Consider the following 19,876-nt stretch of genomic DNA (forward strand, 5'->3'; position numbering starts at 1 on the left):
GCTTAGCGTGCTAGATGCCTTTCCAGACGATTGCGGTATTCCCGCGGATCTCAAGAACTTGCACCACGTCGCCCTGCTTTAAGTCTTCGCCGGCGTGTGCGGCCTGGGCTGTCCAGAAATTGCCGTCGATGGAGACCATCCCGGAGGATCCGGATGCCGCAGAGATCGCCTCCACCACGGTGGCGGTTTTGCCCTCCAGCTCTTTGGTGCTGAAGCGCTCCGAGCCGGAATCGGTGTGAAAGCGTTTCTTTAACAGAGGTCGAATTGCCAGCAACGTCACCAGGGAGGAGACAGCAAAGGTAACGATTTCCACCCACAGCGGCACATCCGCGAGCGCCACGCCGGACACGGCGAGCGCGGACAATGCCAACATCAGGAGGGAAAAATCCATCGTGAGCATTTCGGCAACAGCGAACACTACAGCGACGATTAACCAAACAATTGGACCCATAGCTCTACCTTATCTGTTGACAGCATTTTGTGCAGCGAACAATTCCACGCAGGGAATTGTCCAGCGGTCTAATAGTCCACTGGTCTAATAACCCTGCGGCTCGGTCACAAAATCAATCAACCGTTCCACCGCGCCGATCAGCGAGGAATCGAGGTCGCGGAAACTGTGCACGGAACGGTACACCCGCGCCCAGCCCTCGCGCGGAGTCCCCCACCCCAGTCGCTCGCACACTCCCGTCTTCCAATCCTCCCCGCGCGGCACCTGCGGCCAGGCTGTGATCCCCACGCTGGAGGGCTTCACCGCCTCCCAGATGTCAATGTACGGATGGCCGGTGACCATGACGTGCGGTCCAAGGTCCCGGGCGATGTGGGATTCCTTCGTTCCTTCAATGAGGTGATCGGCCAGCACGCCCACGCGTCGGTCGGCGGTAGGTCCGAACTCCCGCAGCATCTCTGGCAGGTTATCCAGCCCCTCGATGAACTCGACCACCACTCCCTCGACCCGCAGGTCATGGCCCCACACCTGCTCCACGATGGCGGCGTCGTGCAGTCCCTCGACCCAGATGCGCGAAGGGGCAGCAACCTTGGCCTGAACCCCCTGCACCTTCCGGGAGCCGGAGTTGGACATGCGCTGCTGCGGCGGGAGGAGCGTGGGGTCGATGTAGCGCGTCAGCGTGACTTGCTGCCCCTCCAGCAGGAACGCTCCCTCGCGGAGTTTAAACAGGCGGGTGGCGCCGTAGCGATCCTCGAGGCGAATGAAATCCCCCTCCGCGGTTCGTTCCCCGCCGACGATAGCGCCCACGAAATCATCCGCGATGACCTCGACAACCATGTCCTTTTCCGCAGGGATCTGGGGATAGGTCTTCCGTGCTTGGCGGGCATGACCCTTGAGAATATCGCCGCCATAGGGATCGTGGTGATTGAAGCTCATGGGCAACAAGCTTAGGCTAATGCGGGTGACGTACATCGAATCTCCCAACACTTTGTATCGACAGCTGTGGTCGCCTGTGCAAAATACTGCCCTGTGGTTGGGCTGGTGGTTGCATGACGTGATCGGTGCGGATTATGTGATCGATGCGTTTCATGCGGTGCAGGGCTCGAGGCATCGTGTGGTGTTCGCCGATGAGGTGGTGGCGATCGCCCCGGAGATCGTGCCGGAGGCGCCGGTTGCGGGGTTGGTGGGTCTGATGGCCAAGGCCCGCGAGGTGACCGAGGGTGCACCGATGGGGCTGGAGGATCGCCCGTTGGTGTCTTTGTTGTTGGCTGGCCCTGGCGATGTTCCCCTGTTGCCTGCGGGGACGGGCGCTGCCGATCATGTGATGCGGGTGGGATCTGGGATTGTTTTATCCGACGCCCAGCCTGCTCGGTGCCACGTCCTCGTCCCAGATGTGGGTGTGGTGTCGGGTGAGTCTCCGAGGCAGGACCACGCTCCAGGTCTCGTTTCTGGCGGGGGTTTCGAGGGCTTTCCCGAGGAGGTTTTGTGGACGTGGTACGTGGTGGATCAGCCCGTGCCTCCGCTGCCCGTGTACAGTCCGGGAGAGGCCGATGAGATGCTGCGCCACGCGGTGGAGAACTCCACCCGGATGGTGGAATCTTCGGGCCACAGCCCGGGGCTTGTGTCCTTCCGCGGTGGCGCGCAGGGCGTTCGCTTGGCGGTGGGAAGCCTGGCCGATGCCTTTGGTCTGCCTGGTGTCCCACCGGGGGTTCCCACTCGGAGCCAGCGCCTGATGGCGAGGGCGGACACAGTGGCGGCGATTATTGACCTGAGCACACGATCGGCAGGAGGCGCGGATCTGGATCCGCACCTCCTGCCGATGATGAAAGCTGTCCGTGTGGCGAGGATGGTTGCCGTGGATTATGCCCTGCGGGAGCTGGTGCGCTAGCGGCTCGCAGATGTTGGCGCGCTAGCGGTTACCGTGCGAGCGCGTCACTCTATCAAGCGCACGGCCATGGGCTGGATCCCGCTCCAGCGGACGTTGGACACCTGCACCGTGGAGCCGGACTGTGGTGCCTCGATCATCTGTCCGTTACCGAGGTAGAGCGCCACGTGCTGGCTGCCGCCTGGTCCCCAGAAGAGCATGTCTCCACGCTTTGCCTCAGAGACCGGCACCTGCCGACCGGCGGTGTATTGGTATCCGGAGTAGTGGGACAGCTGGATGCCCACGGCGGCGAAGGCGTACATCATGAGTCCGGAGCAGTCGAAGCCTACCTTGGCGTAGTCGCCGTGGGCGTCTGCTACTCCACCGTCGCGGATGCCGAGTGTTGGGCCGTTCGGTCCGCCGCCGCCCCAGGCGTAGCTCACGCCCAGCTGGGAGTTGGCGCGTGCGATGACGCGTTCGATCTTTGCTGCGGCATCCCCAGAGGTGTCCACGCTGGAGTCGGCGGGCTTGGTGCTCTGAGTGGTCGCGGTTCCGTTGTTGCCGGTGGTGCCCGTAGCACCGGTGGCAGTGGAGTCAGAGTCCGTGGTTCTAGTGGTACCCGTGGTCGAGTCCATGGTGTCGGTCGTACCACCGGTGGTCGAATCCGTCGTTCCCGTGGTTGTGGTTGCCGTAGCGCTGTCCGTCGTGGTGGTCGTCGTAGTACCGCCACCAGTGGTGGTGGCGCTGGCTTGGTTCGCCATCGCCGCGTCGTACTGTTCGCCGGCGACCCGGCGGCCTTCCTTGATGGCTGCCTGGGCGGCGGTCTTCTCGTCACCCTTGCCGGCGTAGGCCGTGAAGCCTGCCAGTACAGCAGCCTCGCCAGCCTTCACCAGGCCGTTAATAGCCTGTTGGCGCTGCGAGTCCCCGGAGGAGGAGCCTTCAAACGTGGTTTGGATTCCGGATACATCAGGAATCTTCACGGACGACGTGGCCTTCTTCTTTTTCCCGCCCTTGGCGGTACCCGCCCAGGGGGTGACATCGGCGGAGTTGGAGTCCATGTCGCTGTCAGCATTAGACGCGTCGCCCTCAGCGGCCTGAGAGTCCTCTGCAGCTTGGGTGTCTTCTGCTGCCTGAGAGTCTTCAGTCTGAGCCTCTGTCTCGTCCTCATCCTTGGCTGCGTCGATAGCGCTGATGTCGTTATCGGCCTTGCTGACCGCTTCCTCGGCGGCGCGGCGCTTATCAAAGCTCGACGCCTCCGGGTTGGAGTTGGCCAAGGTATCGACGGCGCTGCGCGCAGCGCGGAGACGAGCCTCTGCCTTCTCGCGGTCAACCTTCAGCTGCTGATAGCGCTGCTGAAGTTCGGCCAAGGTGTTCATGGACTGCTGAAGAGCTTCGTTCGCCTGTTTGTATGCATCGACTGCGGAGGACAAAGCACTGTCCGCAGTGGATCGGGATGCACGCAACGTGGATTCTTCGTTGGCGGTTTGGGTACGAGCAAGGTCGAGGCGATCAACCTCGGACTGCTGCTTCTCCGTGGCCAACTTGATAAACGAGCTGCGATCAAGAGTGTCAGCAACGGCATCGGAACCGCCAGCGGCCAGGTTCACCGCCAGGGCGTCGCCGCCCTGTGCGTAGGCGGAACGAGCGATCTCGTCCAGCTTGCTCTGGGCATCCGTGACGTCCTTGTCACTCTTGTCCAGGCGTTCGCGAGCTGAGTTCACCGCGTCCTGGGCCTTCTGGGCCTCATCCTGCGCCTGAGCGAGGTCAACGCGAGCCTTATTACTGGACTCGCGCAGTCCACCGATCTTTCCTTCAAGTTCAGACACTTGACTCTCAGCGTCGGTTACCTGGCCGACCAGGTCGGCGAGGTAAGACTCGACGGATGCCTGATCGTCTGCCAGGGCGGTAGGGAACGTAGTCGCATGGAAGGTGACGCCTGCGGTTGCAGTGAACGCCAAGAGTGCGCGACTGCTCCGCCCGATCTTTGCGGTAGTCGCGCGGCGTTGGATCTGCCGTGTGCTCACGTAAAACTCCTGTAGAACTCTTCGTGTGACGCACTGATGAGGTGGTGCCGCCGTACCGCATGTGGCACGCGCGTCTCCCCGGTCCGGCTAATCGCACTTCCCCATGCGGCTAGTACCGGTCCCGAAAGAGACTCTTGCGCTCTTCACGGTGTGGCATGCGATTCCTCATGTGAATCACAGTGGGTCAAATCCGTAACTCGGACTGACAGCAAGAACCCTAGGACACTCTGGTCAATCCTGTGAACTCTTTTCCCGCTTACACCATGCTTCACATTAGTCACATGAGTCGCGACTGCTGACTTGACCAGGGCGTTACCAGATCGTTATATAAGAATTGTGATACTCGTCACATTTTAGAAAGTGGCGGCGTGGTGTGTTGCGAAACCCTCAAGTAGTCCCATAACTCTCAATGGAAAAATGAGACCCGTCAAGTCTGCGTGCTTGACGGGAAAGATAGTTATTTTTGCTGCGGAATTACCGGCGATGACGGGATATCTCTGATCGCTTCTTTACGTGCGGGAAAGTGATGAGCGCGGCCCAGGTAGAAATCAGAACTGTGACGATCACTGCAGTCAAGGTGAGGGAATTGACGGCAAGGGTTGATTCAGGCTCTGCGATGGCATGAAGGTAGCTCTCGATAGATTCGGCTGACTGTTCGCCTGAGAGCTTCGGCAGGTTCTTCTCAATCCGAGCTCGCGAAATGGAGGTAGACACTGTGTCGTTATGGCGGCCAGCTTGGGTATCCACCACCACGGTGTCCGCATCCGTGTTGTCCAGTAGTGCCTGCCCGATATCGCGTGCGAATTGTCCGTTCTGCTCACTCCGGCTCACCACAACCACCTTGACTACCCCAAGGGCTTCCTTCATTGCGGGATCTGCCAGCGTTGAATCAATAGATGCCTGAATATTGTCGGACAGCGTTGTGACGGAGGCTTCGGCGTCGGGTCCAAAAAGATCGGAGGAGACATAGACGTCACCGGTGCGCAGGACGTTGGCTATCGCGGGGAGGTCAACGGTTCCCAAAGACCCAAAAGACGTGGCGTCTAAGGACATCTATAGCTCCAAAAATAGAAGTAATTCACTGGTGTGCAGCGACGGGCTACCCAGGTTTTTACCAGCCTCACTAGTTTAGGGGGGTTCGTGACACGCTGGTAGCCCACCAATTCGGCAGCATAACGACCGTACTGTTAAACTCTGAGTCGACGTCGCGCGACGACTTCTGCCTACACTGTAGTAGTTGGCACCCGCGCCCAACGTCCTTGACGAACTCGGACCACAAAGCACCGATACCCTCGATGCTTTCGCGGTGGCGACACGAACGACTAAGAGAAGAGACTCAGGAGCTACCTATGACTGAAAGCGTTAACTCCTTTGATGCCAAGGGCCCACTAGAGGTTGGCGAGAAGACCTACGACATCTTCCGCCTGTCCGCAGTGCCCGGCATGGAGAAGCTGCCATACTCCCTGAAGGTTCTGGGCGAGAACCTGCTGCGCAACGAGGATGGCAAGAACATCACTCGCGAGCACATCGAAGCAATCGCCAACTGGGATCCAACCGCTGAGCCAAGCATCGAGATCCAGTTCACCCCTGCACGCGTAATCATGCAGGACTTCACCGGTGTTGCTTGTATCGTCGACCTCGCCACCATCCGCGACGCAGTGGTCGCGCTCGGCGGCGACGCAGACCAGGTCAACCCGCTGAACCCAGCCGAGATGGTGATCGACCACTCCGTGATCATCGAGAACTTCGGTGACTCTGAGGCCTTCGAGAAGAACGTTGCCATCGAGTACCAGCGCAACGACGAACGCTACAAGTTCCTGCGTTGGGGCACCGGCGCCTTCGAGAACTTCCGCGTTGTTCCTCCAGGAACCGGTATCGTTCACCAGGTCAACATCGAGTACCTGGCACGCTCCGTCTTCGACAACAACGGCGTGGCATACCCAGACACCTGTGTGGGTACCGACTCCCACACCACCATGGAAAACGGCCTGGGCATCCTGGGCTGGGGTGTTGGTGGCATCGAGGCCGAGGCAGCAATGCTGGGCCAGCCAATCTCCATGCTCATCCCTCGCGTTGTTGGCTTCAAGCTGACCGGCGAAATCCAGACCGGTGTGACCTCCACCGACGTCGTTCTGACCATCACCGACATGCTGCGTCAGCACGGCGTGGTCGGCAAGTTCGTTGAGTTCTACGGCAAGGGTGTCGCCGAACTGCCACTGGCTAACCGTGCAACCATCGGTAACATGTCCCCAGAGTTCGGCTCCACCGCCGCCATGTTCCCGATCGACGAAGAGACCATCAAGTACCTTGAGCTGACCGGCCGCGACCAGGAGACCCTGGACCGCGTTGAGGCCTACGCCAAGGAGCAGGGCATGTGGCTGGACCCAGAGGCCGAGGTCGAGTACTCCGAGTACCTCGAGCTGGACTTGTCCACCGTCGTTCCTTCCATCGCTGGTCCAAAGCGCCCACAGGACCGTATCGAACTGTCCGACGCCAAGGCTCAGTTCCGCAAGGACCTCCATAACTACATCGACGTGGTGGACACCGAGGCTGCCACCGACATGGACTCCGAAGGTGGCGTGGAGCAGACTCCAGCATCCGCAGCGGACGCTAAGGGCAACCTGCCATCCGCAGCACGCGGTGCAGACGGCCGCCCATCCAACCCAACCGTTGTGAACTACAACGGCGAGGACATCGAGCTGGACCACGGTATGGTTGCCATCGCATCCATCACCTCCTGCACCAACACCTCCAACCCATCCGTGATGATCGGTGCAGGTCTGCTGGCACGCAACGCTGCTGCCAAGGGCCTGAAGTCCGCTCCATGGGTGAAGACCTCCATGGCCCCTGGCTCCCAGGTTGTCAACGGCTACTACGAGGCTTCCGGTCTGTGGAAGGACCTCGAGGCTATGGGCTTCTACCTGGTCGGCTACGGCTGCACCACCTGCATCGGTAACTCCGGCCCGCTGCCAGAGGAGATCTCCGCAGGCATCAACGAGGGCGACCTGGCTGCCACCGCTGTGCTGTCCGGTAACCGTAACTTCGAAGGCCGCATCAACCCAGACGTCAAGATGAACTACCTGGCGTCCCCAATCCTGGTTATTGCCTACGCAATCGCCGGAACGATGGACTTCGACTTCGAGACCCAGCCACTGGGTCAGGACCAGGACGGCAACGACGTCTTCCTGCGCGACATCTGGCCAACCACCCAGGAGATCGAGGAGACCATCGCCTCCTCCATCACCAAGGAGCTGTACACCGCCGACTACGCGGACGTCTTCAAGGGCGACGAGCGCTGGCAGGGTCTGGAGACCCCAACCGGCAAGACCTTCGCCTGGGACGAGAAGTCCACCTACATCCGCAAGGCTCCATACTTCGATGGCATGAGCAAGGAGCCAGAACCAGTCAACGACATCGCTGGCGCACGCGTTCTGGCACTGCTGGGCGACTCGGTCACCACCGACCACATCTCCCCTGCTTCCACCATCAAGCCAGGAACCCCTGCGGCACAGTACCTGGACGCCAACGGCGTGGAGCGCAAGGACTACAACTCCTTGGGTGCTCGCCGTGGTAACCACGAGGTCATGGTGCGCGGTACATTCGCGAACATCCGCCTGCAGAACCAGCTGCTGGACGGCATCTCCGGTGGTTACACCCGCGACTTCACCCAGGAAGGCGGCCCACAGGCCTACATCTACGACGCTGCACAGAACTACGCAGCGCAGAACACCCCACTGGTCGTTCTGGGTGGTAAGGAGTACGGAACCGGTTCTTCCCGTGACTGGGCTGCGAAGGGTACCCTGCTGCTCGGCGTGAAGGCTGTTATCGCAGAGTCCTTCGAGCGTATCCACCGCTCCAACCTGATCGGTATGGGCGTTGTTCCACTGCAGTTCCCTGCTGGCGAGTCCTGGAAGTCCCTGGGCATCGACGGCACCGAGACCTTTGACATCAAGGGCATCGAGGAGCTGAACAACGGAACCACTCCAAAGACCGTGAAGGTTATCGCAACCAAGGAGTCCGGCGAGACCGTTGAGTTCGATGCAGTCACCCGCATCGACACCCCTGGTGAGGCTGACTACTACCGCAACGGCGGCATCCTGCAGTTCGTGCTGCGCAACATGATGGCTCAGTAGTCATCCAGCGCTCACGGAGCTCACAGGATGAGGCTTCCCCCCTAAGGGAAGCCACCACGATGAAGGCGGCGCGCGTTGAGACGATTTCTCAACCCCGCCGCCTTTGTTGCACCATCCTGCGACTGTTAACTATCACCATGGCAGAAAGTTCTAGAAGATCATGCCAAAAGTAAGTGATGTGGACTTAGCGGAAAAGAAATCCGAAATCCTCAGCGGAGCTCGGCATTGCTTTGCGACCTATGGATACGACGGGGCCACCGTCGCGCGGCTGGAAGAAGCAACCGGGAAATCCCGCGGTGCTATTTTTCACCACTATGGGAATAAGGACGCATTGTTCTTAGCAGTAGCCCACGATGACATGAAGCGCATGGCGGATATTGCTGCAAGCGAAGGACTGATTGGCGCCATTCGCGTCATGATGACTGATGAAAAACTGAATGACTGGTGGGGCATGCGCGTGGAGATTATTCGCCGCGTGAATATGGATCCGTGTTTCTCTGCCAAATGGGAATTGGATCAAGTGTCCTTAAGAACCACCGTTCGGGAACGCTTGAGGGAACAACAGCACAGTGGCCAGTTGCGCACAGACGTTTCCGTGGAGACCATGGCGCAGCTGCTGGAAACCGTGCTGGAAGGCGTGTTGGCTCGCCTGGCCCAAGGCCAAGGCTCCACTGATGTGCCGGCCACGCTGGACTATGTGGAGAACATGCTCCGCGCGTAGGCGCCGTGTGCGCATAGCGTAGGCGCTCTGCGTGTACAGCGTAAGTGCTCTGCGTGTATAAAGGCCCCCGGATAACCGGGGGCCTTTATATGTGAACTACACCTCGGGGGCTCCCCTAACGCGCATGGGGCACGGCGCCGGGTTACGATAGATCCCATGATTGCAATTATGACTGTCACCGGATTGGACCACACCGGCATCATTGCTGCTGTTTCTGCAAAGTGCGCAGAGCTGGACGTCAATATCCTCAATGTCTCCCAGACCATCATGGACAAGTACTTCACGATGATTCTGCACGTACAGTTCGACGATGACGTCCACGGCATTTCCGATATTCAAGATGCCATGAAGGCAGTCGAGGACCAGGAAAAGCTGGTCATCCGGGTGCAGTCTGAAGCTATTTTCAGCGCGATGCATCAAATCTAGCGCTCAGTTGCCACCGAACGTGTCCCGTGACCTCTCCTCGATAAAGGAATCCCTGTCTGTGACTTCCCGCTCTTCCTCCTCCTATTCTGAATCTTCCAGCTCTGGCCTCTCCTCCCCCTCCACAATGTCCGCGTTTGGCGACGGCAATAGCATGAATATTCTCGAAACTATCGAGATGATTGAACGCTATCGCCTGGATATCCGCACGGTGACCATGGGCATTAACCTTGTGCCGTGCATTCGCGCCACGATGGAGGACACCGCGGAGGCCGTCTATGACCACGTGGTATCCACGGCTCGAAACCTGGTTCCCGTGTGTGAAGAGATTGAGCGAGAACTAGGCATCCCGATCGTCAATAAGCGCATTAGCGTGACCCCCGTGGGCGTGTTGGCGACGGCGGTGGAGGGCAACCCCGTGCTCATCGCCCAGGCGCTCAATCGCGCGGCCAATGAAGTGGGAGTGAACTTCATCGGAGGCTATTCCGCGCTGGTGGAGAAGGGCGCCACGGCCGGCGAAAAGCGGCTCATTAATTCCCTACCCGAGGCACTGTCCACCACCGACGTTGTCTGTGGATCCGTCAATGTGGCAACCTCCCGCGCCGGCATCAATATGAATGCCATTGGCCGCTTGGGTCACGTCATTAAGGAATGTGCGGAGATGACGAAGGATGAGGCCGCCATCGCGTGCGCTAAATTGGTGATCTTCGCCAATTCCGTGTCCGATAATCCGTTTATGGCGGGCGCCTACCATGGTCTGGAAGAGCAAGACGTGGTGATTAACGTGGGCGTGTCCGGCCCCGGTGTGGTGGATCGCGCCGTGGGATCCCTGGAGGGTGCCACCCTCAACCAGGTTGCCGAGGAAATCAAGCGCGCAGCCTTTAAGATCACCCGAACCGGCCAGCTCGTGGGCGTAATGGCCGCGGAGCGTCTGGGAGTCAACTTCGGCATTGTGGACCTGTCCCTGGCCCCTACCGCCGAGCTGGGCGATTCCGTGGCTCACATTCTGGAACACATGGGCCTGGACCAGGTGGGTACGCACGGAACCACGGCGGCGCTGGCGCTGCTCAACGACGCGGTGAAGAAGGGCGGGCTCATGGCCTGCTCGCGTGTGGGTGGTCTATCGGGCTCCTTCATCCCTGTGTCTGAGGATAAGGGAATGATCGACGCCGTCCGTTCCGGCTCCATTTCCATCGACAAGTTGGAGGCCATGACGGCCATTTGCTCGGTGGGCTTTGACATGATTGCCGTTCCCGGTGATACGCCTGCAGCCACGATTTCCGGCATGATTGCCGACGAGGCGGCTATCGGTGTGATGAACCACAAGACCACCGCTGTGCGGGTCATCCCTGTGCCGGGTAAGGGCGTGGGCGACGAGGTGGACTTCGGTGGTCTGCTGGGGTACGCCCCGATCATCACGCTGAACTCCGTGGGCAATCAGAAGTTTATTGACCGTGGAGGCTTCATTCCAGCGCCGGTTCACGGCTTCAGGAACTAATGAAGGTTTTTGACTACGCGCACGCCAGTACCACTCACGGGCAGGCTGAGGAGGCGTTGGCGCAGCCGAGTGTCCTTGCGAGCATCTCTTCTCCCCGCGAGGGCGAGAGCACGGATCCCCGTCAGACCGGCTTCACCGAGGCCTTGGCGAGTCACGGACAGTTGCCCGTACCGCGTCCCGTCGCCGGTGTGGGTGTGGGCCGAGGTTTATGCCTGCTGGGCGCGGCTGGCTGCGTGATCTGGGCCGTTGCGGTGGGCTTGGCCGGGAACGTGCTCCTGGCCGTTGCCGTGGGGGTCATCGCGGTAGCACTGCTGGCGGGTGTGGCGGTGAGTCATCGCGCCTACCGACGCCGCGTGGCGTTGGTAGAGCGCGCCTGGGACAACGGCTGGGTGCGCTTCGCGCCCGCCCGCGTGGGGGCCGTGTGGGTGTCCCACATGTCCCATCACCAGGGGACGAAGGCTCTGGATCAGGACACGCGCTATTATTTCCAGGCTCGGGTGCAGGTCTGTTCGGCGGAGGGCGAGGAGTTATTCCAATTCGATTCTGCGCCCTTCTCCGCGCCTGCGGATAGGAACGGTGTGCCGTTGGATCTGCACACGGCTCCTACCCCGTTGGATCTGTTGGAGCCTGAGGCGTTCAATGGATGGACTGTTGCGCGGTGGATTGATGGCCACGAGGAACACACGGCGACCATTGCGACGGGACTGACGCGTCAGCAGATCTGTGCGGGGTTGACGCACGCCGGGGTGCGCTGAGCCTGCGTCAACGGTTCTCCTTCACGCAAAGCACACGGCCGTGGCCCGGCTGAAATCTAGTAAATAGACCAAGCGGTCTGTTATGCTGAGTGTGTGACGTTCGTACTATTGTGTCCTCGCCGCGGCGAAGAGGTCCTCGCCGCCGAATACCAGGACTTCCTCCGCTTCGCCCAACTCTCCGAACACGAATTGGAACAGCGCGCCCTCGACACCCCAGAGGCGACCCTGGGCGACATGACCGGCGTGACCGGCGTGTTTATCGGTGGCTCCCCCTTCACCATCACCGATCCCTACGACGAGCACTGGCAGGACGCGATCTCCCGCAAGCTGGTGGACTTCATCACCTCGCAGGTCGAGGCCGGCGAGGAGGGCATCCCCATCTTCGCCGCCTGCTACGGCACCGCGATGGTCGCTCATTACCTGGGTGGGAAGGTCAATGCGTCCTATTCCGAGACCCCAGGGGTGTCTACCGCATTTTTAACCGACGCCGGCCGCCGCGACCCCCTCACGTCCCGGATCACCTCGCCGTTTCGCGTGATGACCGGGCACAAGGACTCTGTGGTGGAGCTGCCACCGAACGCTACCCTGCTGGCGACGAGCCCTCAGTGCCCCACCCAGATGTACCGCCTGGGAGACACCATGTGGGCTAGCCAATTCCACCCCGAGATGGATGGGGATGCGATTACGCGCCGTCTGAGTTTCTACGAAGAGGATGGCTACGTGGATCCTCAGAAGCTCGCGGCCACGTACGCCGCCTTCAAGGGGCACGATACGTCGGTCTCCAACAGCTTGTTGAAGCACTTCGCTGACTTCTGTAGGGAACGCGCCGCAGCGCGAGCTTCCCGTTAGGCCAACTCCACGATCTCCATGTACTCGTCGTTCCACAGATCCTCGGTGCCATCGGGAAGGACGATGACGCGCTCTGGCTCCAAGGCCTTCACAGCACCGGGGTCGTGGGTCACCAGCACCACCGCACCGGTGTAGGTGCGCAGCGCATCGAGCACCTGCTCGCGCGACTGGGGATCCAGGTTGTTCGTCGGCTCGTCCAGCAGCAGGACATTCGCTCGGGAACTCACCAGCGTCGCCAATGCCAAACGGGTCTTCTCGCCACCGGACAGCGTGCCCGCCGGCTGATCCAGCTGCTCCCCGGAGAACATGAACGCGCCGAGCAGGCCGCGCAGGTCCTGCTCGCCGGCGTCCGGGCAGGCCTCGATGGCGTTTTGCCACACGGATTTCTCCCCATCGATCGTGTCGTGCTCCTGGGCGAAGTAGCCCACCTTCAGCCCGTAGCCGCTGACAATGCCGCCCTCGCCATCGGTTCTCTCCACCCCGGCGAGAAGCTTCAACAGCGTGGTCTTACCAGCGCCGTTGAACCCCAGCACCACCACGCGGCTGCCCTTGTCAATGGCCAGGTCAACGCCCGCGAACACTTCCAGGGAGCCGTACATCTTCGTCAGTCCCTTGGCGTTCATGGGGGTCTTGCCGCACGGCGCCGGCTCTGGGAAGGAGATGGACGCCACCCGGTCCTCTACGCGTACCTCGTCCAGACTGTCCATCATCCGGTCGGCGCGGGCTGCCATCTGCTTGGCAGCCTTCGCCTTCGTGGCCTTGGCGCCGAGCTTATCCGCCTGCTGTCGCAGCGCACTGGCCTTCTTCTCTGCATTCGCACGTTCGCGTCGACGGCGGGCTTCGTCGGTCGCGCGGGCGTCGAGATATTTCTTCCAGCCCATGTTGTACACGTCGGCCTCGCCGCGCACGGCGTCCAGGAACCAGATCTTATTGCAGACGTCCTCCAGCAGCTCCACGTCGTGGGAGATCATGATCAGGCCGCCCTCGTGCTTCGACAGGAAGCCGCGCAGCCACGTGATGGAGTCGGCATCCAGGTGGTTGGTGGGCTCGTCCAGCAGCAACGTGGTTTGGGAACGGCCCGATCCGGACGTCGCTGCGAAGAGAATCTGCGCTAGCTCCACACGGCGGCGCTGACCACCGGAGAGCGTTTTCAGCTGTTGATCCAGCACGCGTTCCGGAAGACCGAGAGCGTCGCAGATGCGAGCGGCCTCACTGTCCGCCTCGTAGCCACCCAGCGCCTGATAGCGCTCCTCCAGGCGGGAGTACTTCCGAATCGCGGCATCCCGCTTCGACTCGGACTCGCTGAACTCCATCAACTCCTGTTGACGTTCCATCTGGTTGCGGATCTGATCCAGCCCGCGGGCGGAGAGCACACGGTCGCGCGCGGTCTGCTCAATATCGCCCTCCTTGGAGTCCTGCGGCAGGTAACCCAGTTCGCCGGAGCGGGTGACGGAACCACCATAGGGCTCGCCCTCCCCCGCAAGGATGCGCATAGTGGTGGTTTTGCCCGCGCCATTGCGACCAACCAAGCCGATGCGGTCACCCGGCTGCACCCGCAGCATTTGCCCTGGGGCGTTCAGGAGGGTTCGGGCTCCAACACGTACTTCGAGGTCATTGGTCACAATCACAAAGAGCCAGCTTAGCAGCCTCCACGCACGGTGGCGCTACCTGTCTGCCGAAGCGGTGGTTGGTGGCATTCGAGGATTGGTTACACTCGGTCGGGTGGACGATCTTCATATCCTTGGCGCCGGCCCCGCGGGTGCGTTCCTTGCTCTGCGCGCCGCGCACCGGGGACTCCGCCCCCATATCCATGATCCACGAGGGCTGCGGGTATGGCCTGCCACGTATGGGATACTCGACGCCCAGCATCTCCCCTCCTGGCTTCTCCCCTATCTCTCGGCCCCCTATGAGTTAAGGGTCGTGGCTCGCGAGACGGTCAGCCCGGATTTTCACTATCGGATCCTGGATAACGCGGCTGTGGTGGAAGCGGTGCGCCAGGTTGCGGTGGTGCACACCGAGAGCGTGGACGCGGAGGGTATTCGGCAACTGTCTTCTGTATCGGCGGCATCTTCTGCACTGCCTGTGGTGGACTGCACCGGTGCCCCACGAGACAACGCGGCGTTTCAGATTGCCGTGGGCGTGGTGATGGATAAAGCCGCCGAGCCTACGTTCATGGATTGGAGCCCCTCGGGGGAACTGCCGTCCTTCCTCTACGTGCAGAACTTGCCTGATGGGACGCTGTTTGAGGAAACTCTGTTGGCGCATCGGCTGCGCCCGTCGGCGGAAGAGTATCACCGAGTGGTGGCGCAACTGCGGGAGCAGCTGAGGGACCGGCTGGATGCTCAAGGCGTGGTCGCCCGGGACGCGTTCGACAGCGCGGTGCTGCGGGAGGAACACGTGTGCATCCCCATGGGCACACGAGCGCAGGCGCGAGACGGCAGCGTATGTTTCGGCGCTCGCGCGGGCTTGATTAACCCCGCGACGGGCTATTCTGTGGCACATTCCGCCGCGTGGGCGGATACGCTGCTGGATGAGATCCTGGGCATACGCCAGTCGTGGCGGCGCTGGGTAGCTGCGCAGGCCAATAAGGAGCTGGCATTCTGGCTGCGAAACCTCGGTGCCGAGCTCATCATGCGTGCAGAGGGTGACACACTCCAGGACTTTTTCCAGCACTTCTTCCGGCTTGAGACGCAGCATCAGGTGGCCTACCTCGAAGGACACAATGGTCTTGGGGTTGCCAGGACCATGTGGACACTGCGGAAACATACAGGAATCCGCCACGCGTTCCTCCAACCGTTGTGGAGGAGCCCGTGGCGGATTCTGGGGCACACCCTGCGCCGGGGCCGCAGGCAGTGCCAGGCCTCGCGGCGTTACACCGAGAAGCCGAGGTAGCGCAGCTGCTCGCGGCCTTCGTCGTTAATCATCTGAGGGCCCCACGCCGGGGTCCACACCCAGTTGATCTGCAGCTCGCTGATCTCATCCACGTTGCCCAGCACCGCGGAGTTAGCCTGATCCTCGATCATGTCCTGAAGCGGGCAGGCCGGAGACGTCAAGGTCATGTTGACCACGGCACGGTGACCGTCCTCAACCCAGATGTCATACACCAGTCCAAGATCAACCACGTTGATCCCCAGCTCCGGGTCAATCACATCCATGAGGTACTCCTCCACCTTCCCGGCAAGAATAGCCATCTCCGCCGGGCGCTCCTTCGGCCCTTCGGGAACAGCCTCTAAGGGGTTGGGGTCCATCTCTGGGGAGGATGGGTTGGGGTTGTCCTGCTCAGTCATGGTTTTACCTCGTCGCTTGTGTTTTTCGTGAGAGTTCTATTCTGCTGTCTCGGCATCGTCGCCTGCTTGCGGTTTGGCGCCCGCGTCGTACGCGGCAGCCTCGAAGGCCTTCCAACCCAGCAGCGCGCACTTCACACGAGCCGGATACTTCGACACTCCAGAAAACGCAACACCGTCGCCGATTATTTCATCGTCGCCGTCCACCTTGCCGCGGGAGGTGATCATGCGCTCAAACTCGGCGAGCTTCTCGAAGGCCTCCCGGACGGGCTTGCCCACGATCTCCTCGGCCATCACGGAGGTGGAGGCCTGGCTGATGGAGCACCCGATGGCGTCGTAGGACACATCGGTCACGGTGGAGCCGTCCTCGGACAGCGTGACACGCAGCGTCAGTTCATCGCCACATGACGTGTTTACGTGGTGCACTTCGGCGTCGAAAGGATCACGCAACCCCGCGTGCTGCGGGTGCTTGTAGTGGTCAAGGATGACCTCTTGGTACATCGATTCCAATTTCATAAAACTACCTTAAGCCCCACTACTACTGTTCCACCGTGCCGAAAAAGACCTGAGCCGAACGGATAGCCTCCGCCAAACGATCCACCTCATCCGTGGTGTTGTAGAGGTAGAAGCTTGCACGTGCCGTGGCCTGCACACCCATGCACGTGTGCACAGGCCACGCGCAGTGGTGGCCCACACGAATGCTCACACCGTGATCGTCCAGAACCTGGCCCAGATCATGAGGGTGAATCCCGTCCACCACGAAGCTCACCGCGCTGCCGCGGGATTCCGTTGTGGTGGGACCGATGATCCTCAAGCCCTCGATCTCTTGAAGCTTCTGCAGAGCATAGTCCGTGAGTTCCAGCTCGTGGTCATGAACGTTGTCCATGCCCACCTCAGACAGGTAATTCACCGCGGCCCCCAGGCCCACTACCTGGCTGGTCATCTGGGTTCCCGCCTCAAAGCGCTGAGGAGCTTCCGTGAATGTGGTTCCCTCCATCGTGACCTTCTCGATCATCGACCCGCCGGTTAAAAATGGAGGCAGCACATTCAGGTGTTCCTTCTTGCCGTACAACACGCCCACACCATTCGGGCCGAGCATCTTGTGCCCGGAGAAGGCCGCGAAATCAACATCCAGGTCATGGAAGTCCACGGGCATATGTGGCACGGATTGGCAGGCATCCAGCACAAACACTGCGCCGACTGCGTGCGCCCGCGAGACAGCCTCGCGAACGTCCAGCACCGCACCCGTCACATTCGACTGGTGCGTGAGCGCAACCACCTTCGTCTTAGGAGAAAGCTCCAGAGAGTCCAGGTCGATGCGGCCATCCTCCGTGGCTGAATACCAGCGAAGAGTTGCGCCGGTGCGCCGGGCGAGCTCCTGCCATGGCACAAGGTTTGCGTGGTGCTCAATTTCGGAGACCACGATCTCATCTTCCGGCCCCACAGCCAGGTCGCCCGAGCGTGGATCGCCCAGAACGAAGGCCACCTCGTTGAGCGCCTCGGTGGCGTTTTTCGTGAAGGCAAGCTCGTTCCATTCGGCGCCCACGAAGTCCGCGATGGCCTCGCGCGCGTCTTCATAAGCATCCGTTGCCTCTTCCGCGATTTGGTAGGCACCGCGATGAACGGGAGCATTGTGTGTCGTCAGGAAGGCACGCTCAGCATCGAGCACCTGGACAGGGCGTTGGGCTGTGGCGCCGGAGTCCAGGTACACCAAGGAGTGGCCGTCACGGACGGTGCGGCTCAAGATGGGAAAATCCTCGCGGATCTTCTCCGTGTTTAGGTGTGACATGTGTCCTTATAAATCTCTGTCGACGTATGCGTGCTTTAGATGAACTTCTCGTAGCCCTCGGCCTCGAGCTGCTCGGCCAATTCCGGACCACCGGACTGAACGATCTTGCCCTTGGCAAAAACGTGCACGAAGTCAGGCTTCACGTAGTTCAAAATGCGCTGGTAGTGCGTAATCATCAGCACACCACCGTTCTCGCGCTCCTTGTAGCGGTTGATTCCCTCGGAGACCACGCGCAAGGCGTCGACATCCAGACCGGAGTCCGTCTCATCCAGGATCGCAAATTTTGGCTTCAGCAGTCCCAGCTGAAGAACCTCGTGGCGCTTCTTTTCACCACCGGAGAAGCCTTCGTTGACGGAACGCTCGGAGAAGGAAGGATCGATGGACAGCTCATCCATCGCGGTGCGTGCTTCCTTGACCCACTCGCGGATCTTCGGAGCCTCGCCGCGCACGGAGGTGGCTGCCGAGCGCAGGAAGTTAGCCATGGACACACCCGGAACCTCAACCGGGTACTGCATAGCCAGGAACAGGCCGGCGCGGGCACGCTCGTCCACCTCCATGTCCAGGAGGTTCTCGCCGTCCAGGAGGACCTCGCCCTCGGTGATTTCGTAGCGTGGGTGTCCTGCGATGGCGTAGGACAAGGTGGACTTACCGGAGCCGTTTGGGCCCATGATGGCGTGGGTTTCGCCGGAGTTAATGGTCAGGTTTACGCCGTGCAGAATGGGCTTGGGCTGCTCATTCTCATCGGCGGGAACCACCTGTGCGTGCAGGTTCTTAATCTCAAGAGTGCTCATTGCGTGTACTCGTTCGCTTTCTTTCAAAATGGTGTTCGCGTGGGGCGAACTGGTGCAGGAACAGTGTTCTTCAAGGACGTCAGTGTGTGAAGGCGCTGGCTCTACAGGACGGTGGAGGCCAATTCGCGCTCCACCTTCTGCTCGAGGTCCTCTCGGATGGATTCAATCGGGATGCGCTTGATCACATCGGTGAAGAATCCGCGGACAATCAGCATCTTGGCCTCGGCAGCGGAAATACCGCGCGACTGCAGGTAGAACATGTGCTCATCATCGAAGCGACCTACCGTCGCGGCGTGTCCCGCGCCCACAATCTCACCGGTCTGGATCTCCAGGTTCGGAACCGCGTCAGCTCGAGCACCAGGGGACAGCAGCAGGTTGTTGTTCTTCTCGTAGGTGTCCGTGCCCGTCGCCTCAGGACGGATCAACACGTCGCCAATCCACGCGGTCCGGGCCTCGGACTTGTCGTCCTCGCCCGTGGACTGCAAAGCGCCCTTGTAGAGCACGTTGGAGCGGCAGTTCTTGATCGAGTGGTCCACCAGCAGGCGCTGCTCGAAGTACTGACCGGAGTCTGCGAAGTACAGGCCCAGCATCTCGGCGTCGCCACCGGGGCCGGTGTAGCGCACGTGTGGAACGGAGCGCACGACCTGGCCGCCGAAGGCTGCGTAGTAGTGACGCACGGTGGCGTCCCGGCCCACCTGGAGGTGGGAGTTGGACAGGTGCACTGCGTCAGGAGCCCAATCCTCCAGCACCACGGTGGTCAGCTGCGCGCCGTCGCCGATGACGAACTCGAGGTTGTCAGAGTGTGCGCCGGAGCCCGTGTAGTGCACAAACACCACGGCCTCAGCGTGAGCCTCCACCTCGATGACCAAGGAACCATAGGACACGGTGTCCTCCCCCGGTCCCTCAATCGTCACCACGACAGGCTCAGAGAGCACCGCGTTGGATGCGACGCGCACGTAATCGGCCTTCGGCGTGTTCTCCCACGCCTGAGCCGCCGCACGATCGACGGGGGCTCCTGCGCGACCGAGCTTGGCGTCGGACATATCCAATTCCTCAACGCTGACGTCGTCGGTTACGCCCGTCACAGAGACCGACGCCCGCTTGCCCTGCGACGCCGAGCCATCGTGGAGACCACGCAACTTGCGCAAGGGGGTGAAACGCCAGTCCTCGTCGCGTCCCTTCGGAATGTCGAAATCTGCGGAGGAAAAGGACGTAAAGCGGTCACCCTTGGTCTGGTGGTCCGTGCCAGCAGCGACAGGGGTGATCGTTGCTTCAGTTTCGTTAAGAGGTGTTGACATAG

18 protein-coding genes are annotated in these 19,876 nt (G+C 61.0%); 8 read left to right on the forward strand and 10 right to left on the reverse strand.

Annotated elements, in window-relative coordinates; genetic code table 11:
* Positions 1-10: 10 nt before the first annotated feature.
* Together GC425_RS00500 and GC425_RS00505 are read right to left on the reverse strand one after the other, a co-directional pair.
* Positions 11-451: an NfeD family protein gene (locus GC425_RS00500; protein WP_151844163.1), complete on the reverse strand. Its 441-nt coding sequence runs from the start codon at positions 449-451 to the stop codon at positions 11-13.
* 84 nt (positions 452-535) lie between these two features.
* Positions 536-1,381, reverse strand: a complete 846-nt coding sequence (locus tag GC425_RS00505; protein ID WP_151844162.1) for a DUF3097 domain-containing protein — start codon at positions 1,379-1,381, stop codon at positions 536-538.
* Between the two features lie 19 nt (positions 1,382-1,400).
* On the opposite strand from GC425_RS00505, the gene GC425_RS00510 reads away from it, so the two are divergent.
* Positions 1,401-2,333, forward strand: coding sequence for a hypothetical protein (locus GC425_RS00510; protein WP_151844303.1), 933 nt, complete (start codon positions 1,401-1,403; stop codon positions 2,331-2,333).
* Between the two features lie 44 nt (positions 2,334-2,377).
* On the opposite strand, the gene GC425_RS09885 is transcribed toward GC425_RS00510, so the two are convergent.
* Together GC425_RS09885 and GC425_RS00520 are read right to left on the reverse strand one after the other, a co-directional pair.
* Complete coding sequence (locus GC425_RS09885; protein ID WP_269434219.1) at positions 2,378-4,333, reverse strand: DIP1281 family NlpC/P60 protein; 1,956 nt, start codon at positions 4,331-4,333, stop codon at positions 2,378-2,380.
* Between the two features lie 474 nt (positions 4,334-4,807).
* A complete protein-coding gene (locus tag GC425_RS00520; RefSeq protein WP_151844161.1) occupies positions 4,808-5,386 on the reverse strand; it encodes a DUF6676 family protein in 579 nt (192 codons plus the stop codon).
* A 296-nt stretch (positions 5,387-5,682) separates the two neighbouring features.
* Here GC425_RS00520 and acnA point away from each other — a divergent pair, with 296 nt between their 5' ends.
* The 6 genes from acnA (at position 5,683) to GC425_RS00550 (ending at position 12,712) form a co-directional block, all read left to right on the forward strand.
* A complete protein-coding gene (gene acnA, locus GC425_RS00525) occupies positions 5,683-8,466 on the forward strand; it encodes an aconitate hydratase AcnA (RefSeq protein ID WP_151841521.1) in 2,784 nt (927 codons plus the stop codon).
* A 160-nt stretch (positions 8,467-8,626) separates the two neighbouring features.
* Positions 8,627-9,187: a TetR/AcrR family transcriptional regulator gene (locus tag GC425_RS00530; RefSeq protein ID WP_151841522.1), complete on the forward strand. Its 561-nt coding sequence runs from the start codon at positions 8,627-8,629 to the stop codon at positions 9,185-9,187.
* A 156-nt stretch (positions 9,188-9,343) separates the two neighbouring features.
* Positions 9,344-9,613: an ACT domain-containing protein gene (locus GC425_RS00535; protein ID WP_151841523.1), complete on the forward strand. Its 270-nt coding sequence runs from the start codon at positions 9,344-9,346 to the stop codon at positions 9,611-9,613.
* A gap of 124 nt (positions 9,614-9,737) precedes the next feature.
* Entirely contained in the window at positions 9,738-11,108 is a 1,371-nt protein-coding gene (locus GC425_RS00540) for a PFL family protein (protein WP_151842371.1), read from the forward strand.
* Positions 11,108-11,863 (forward strand): hypothetical protein, encoded by a 756-nt coding sequence (locus GC425_RS00545; RefSeq protein ID WP_151841524.1) that lies wholly within the window; start codon positions 11,108-11,110, stop codon positions 11,861-11,863. The genes GC425_RS00540 and GC425_RS00545 overlap by 1 nt, the downstream gene beginning before the upstream one ends.
* 93 nt (positions 11,864-11,956) lie before the next feature.
* Entirely contained in the window at positions 11,957-12,712 is a 756-nt protein-coding gene (locus GC425_RS00550; protein WP_151844160.1) for a glutamine amidotransferase, read from the forward strand.
* Here the strand turns inward: GC425_RS00550 and GC425_RS00555 are convergent.
* Positions 12,709-14,340 carry an ABC-F family ATP-binding cassette domain-containing protein gene (locus tag GC425_RS00555; RefSeq protein WP_151844159.1) on the reverse strand — a complete coding sequence of 544 codons (1,632 nt, stop codon included), beginning with the start codon at positions 14,338-14,340 and terminating at the stop codon, positions 12,709-12,711. The two genes, GC425_RS00550 and GC425_RS00555, sit on opposite strands and share 4 nt — an antisense overlap.
* Positions 14,341-14,434: 94 nt before the next feature.
* Here GC425_RS00555 and GC425_RS00560 point away from each other — a divergent pair, with 94 nt between their 5' ends.
* Positions 14,435-15,604 (forward strand): lycopene cyclase family protein, encoded by a 1,170-nt coding sequence (locus tag GC425_RS00560; RefSeq protein WP_151841527.1) that lies wholly within the window; start codon positions 14,435-14,437, stop codon positions 15,602-15,604.
* Here GC425_RS00560 and GC425_RS00565 read toward each other — a convergent pair.
* The 5 genes from GC425_RS00565 to sufD form a co-directional block, all read right to left on the reverse strand.
* The gene (locus tag GC425_RS00565; RefSeq protein ID WP_151841528.1) at positions 15,583-15,999 is read right to left on the reverse strand and encodes a metal-sulfur cluster assembly factor; all 417 of its coding nucleotides are present in this window, start codon (positions 15,997-15,999) and stop codon (positions 15,583-15,585) included. The two genes, GC425_RS00560 and GC425_RS00565, sit on opposite strands and share 22 nt — an antisense overlap.
* Before the next feature lie 36 nt (positions 16,000-16,035).
* Entirely contained in the window at positions 16,036-16,512 is a 477-nt protein-coding gene (gene sufU / locus GC425_RS00570; protein ID WP_151841529.1) for a Fe-S cluster assembly sulfur transfer protein SufU, read from the reverse strand.
* 22 nt (positions 16,513-16,534) lie between these two features.
* Positions 16,535-17,785, reverse strand: coding sequence for a cysteine desulfurase (locus GC425_RS00575; RefSeq protein WP_151841530.1), 1,251 nt, complete (start codon positions 17,783-17,785; stop codon positions 16,535-16,537).
* 35 nt (positions 17,786-17,820) lie between these two features.
* Positions 17,821-18,576: a Fe-S cluster assembly ATPase SufC gene (gene sufC / locus GC425_RS00580; protein WP_151841531.1), complete on the reverse strand. Its 756-nt coding sequence runs from the start codon at positions 18,574-18,576 to the stop codon at positions 17,821-17,823.
* A 101-nt stretch (positions 18,577-18,677) separates the two neighbouring features.
* Positions 18,678-19,874 carry a Fe-S cluster assembly protein SufD gene (sufD, locus tag GC425_RS00585; RefSeq protein WP_151844157.1) on the reverse strand — a complete coding sequence of 399 codons (1,197 nt, stop codon included), beginning with the start codon at positions 19,872-19,874 and terminating at the stop codon, positions 18,678-18,680.
* Positions 19,875-19,876: the final 2 nt, after the last annotated feature.

The organism is Corynebacterium sp. zg254 (assembly GCF_024701495.1).
GTDB lineage: Bacteria > Actinomycetota > Actinomycetes > Mycobacteriales > Mycobacteriaceae > Corynebacterium > Corynebacterium zhongnanshanii.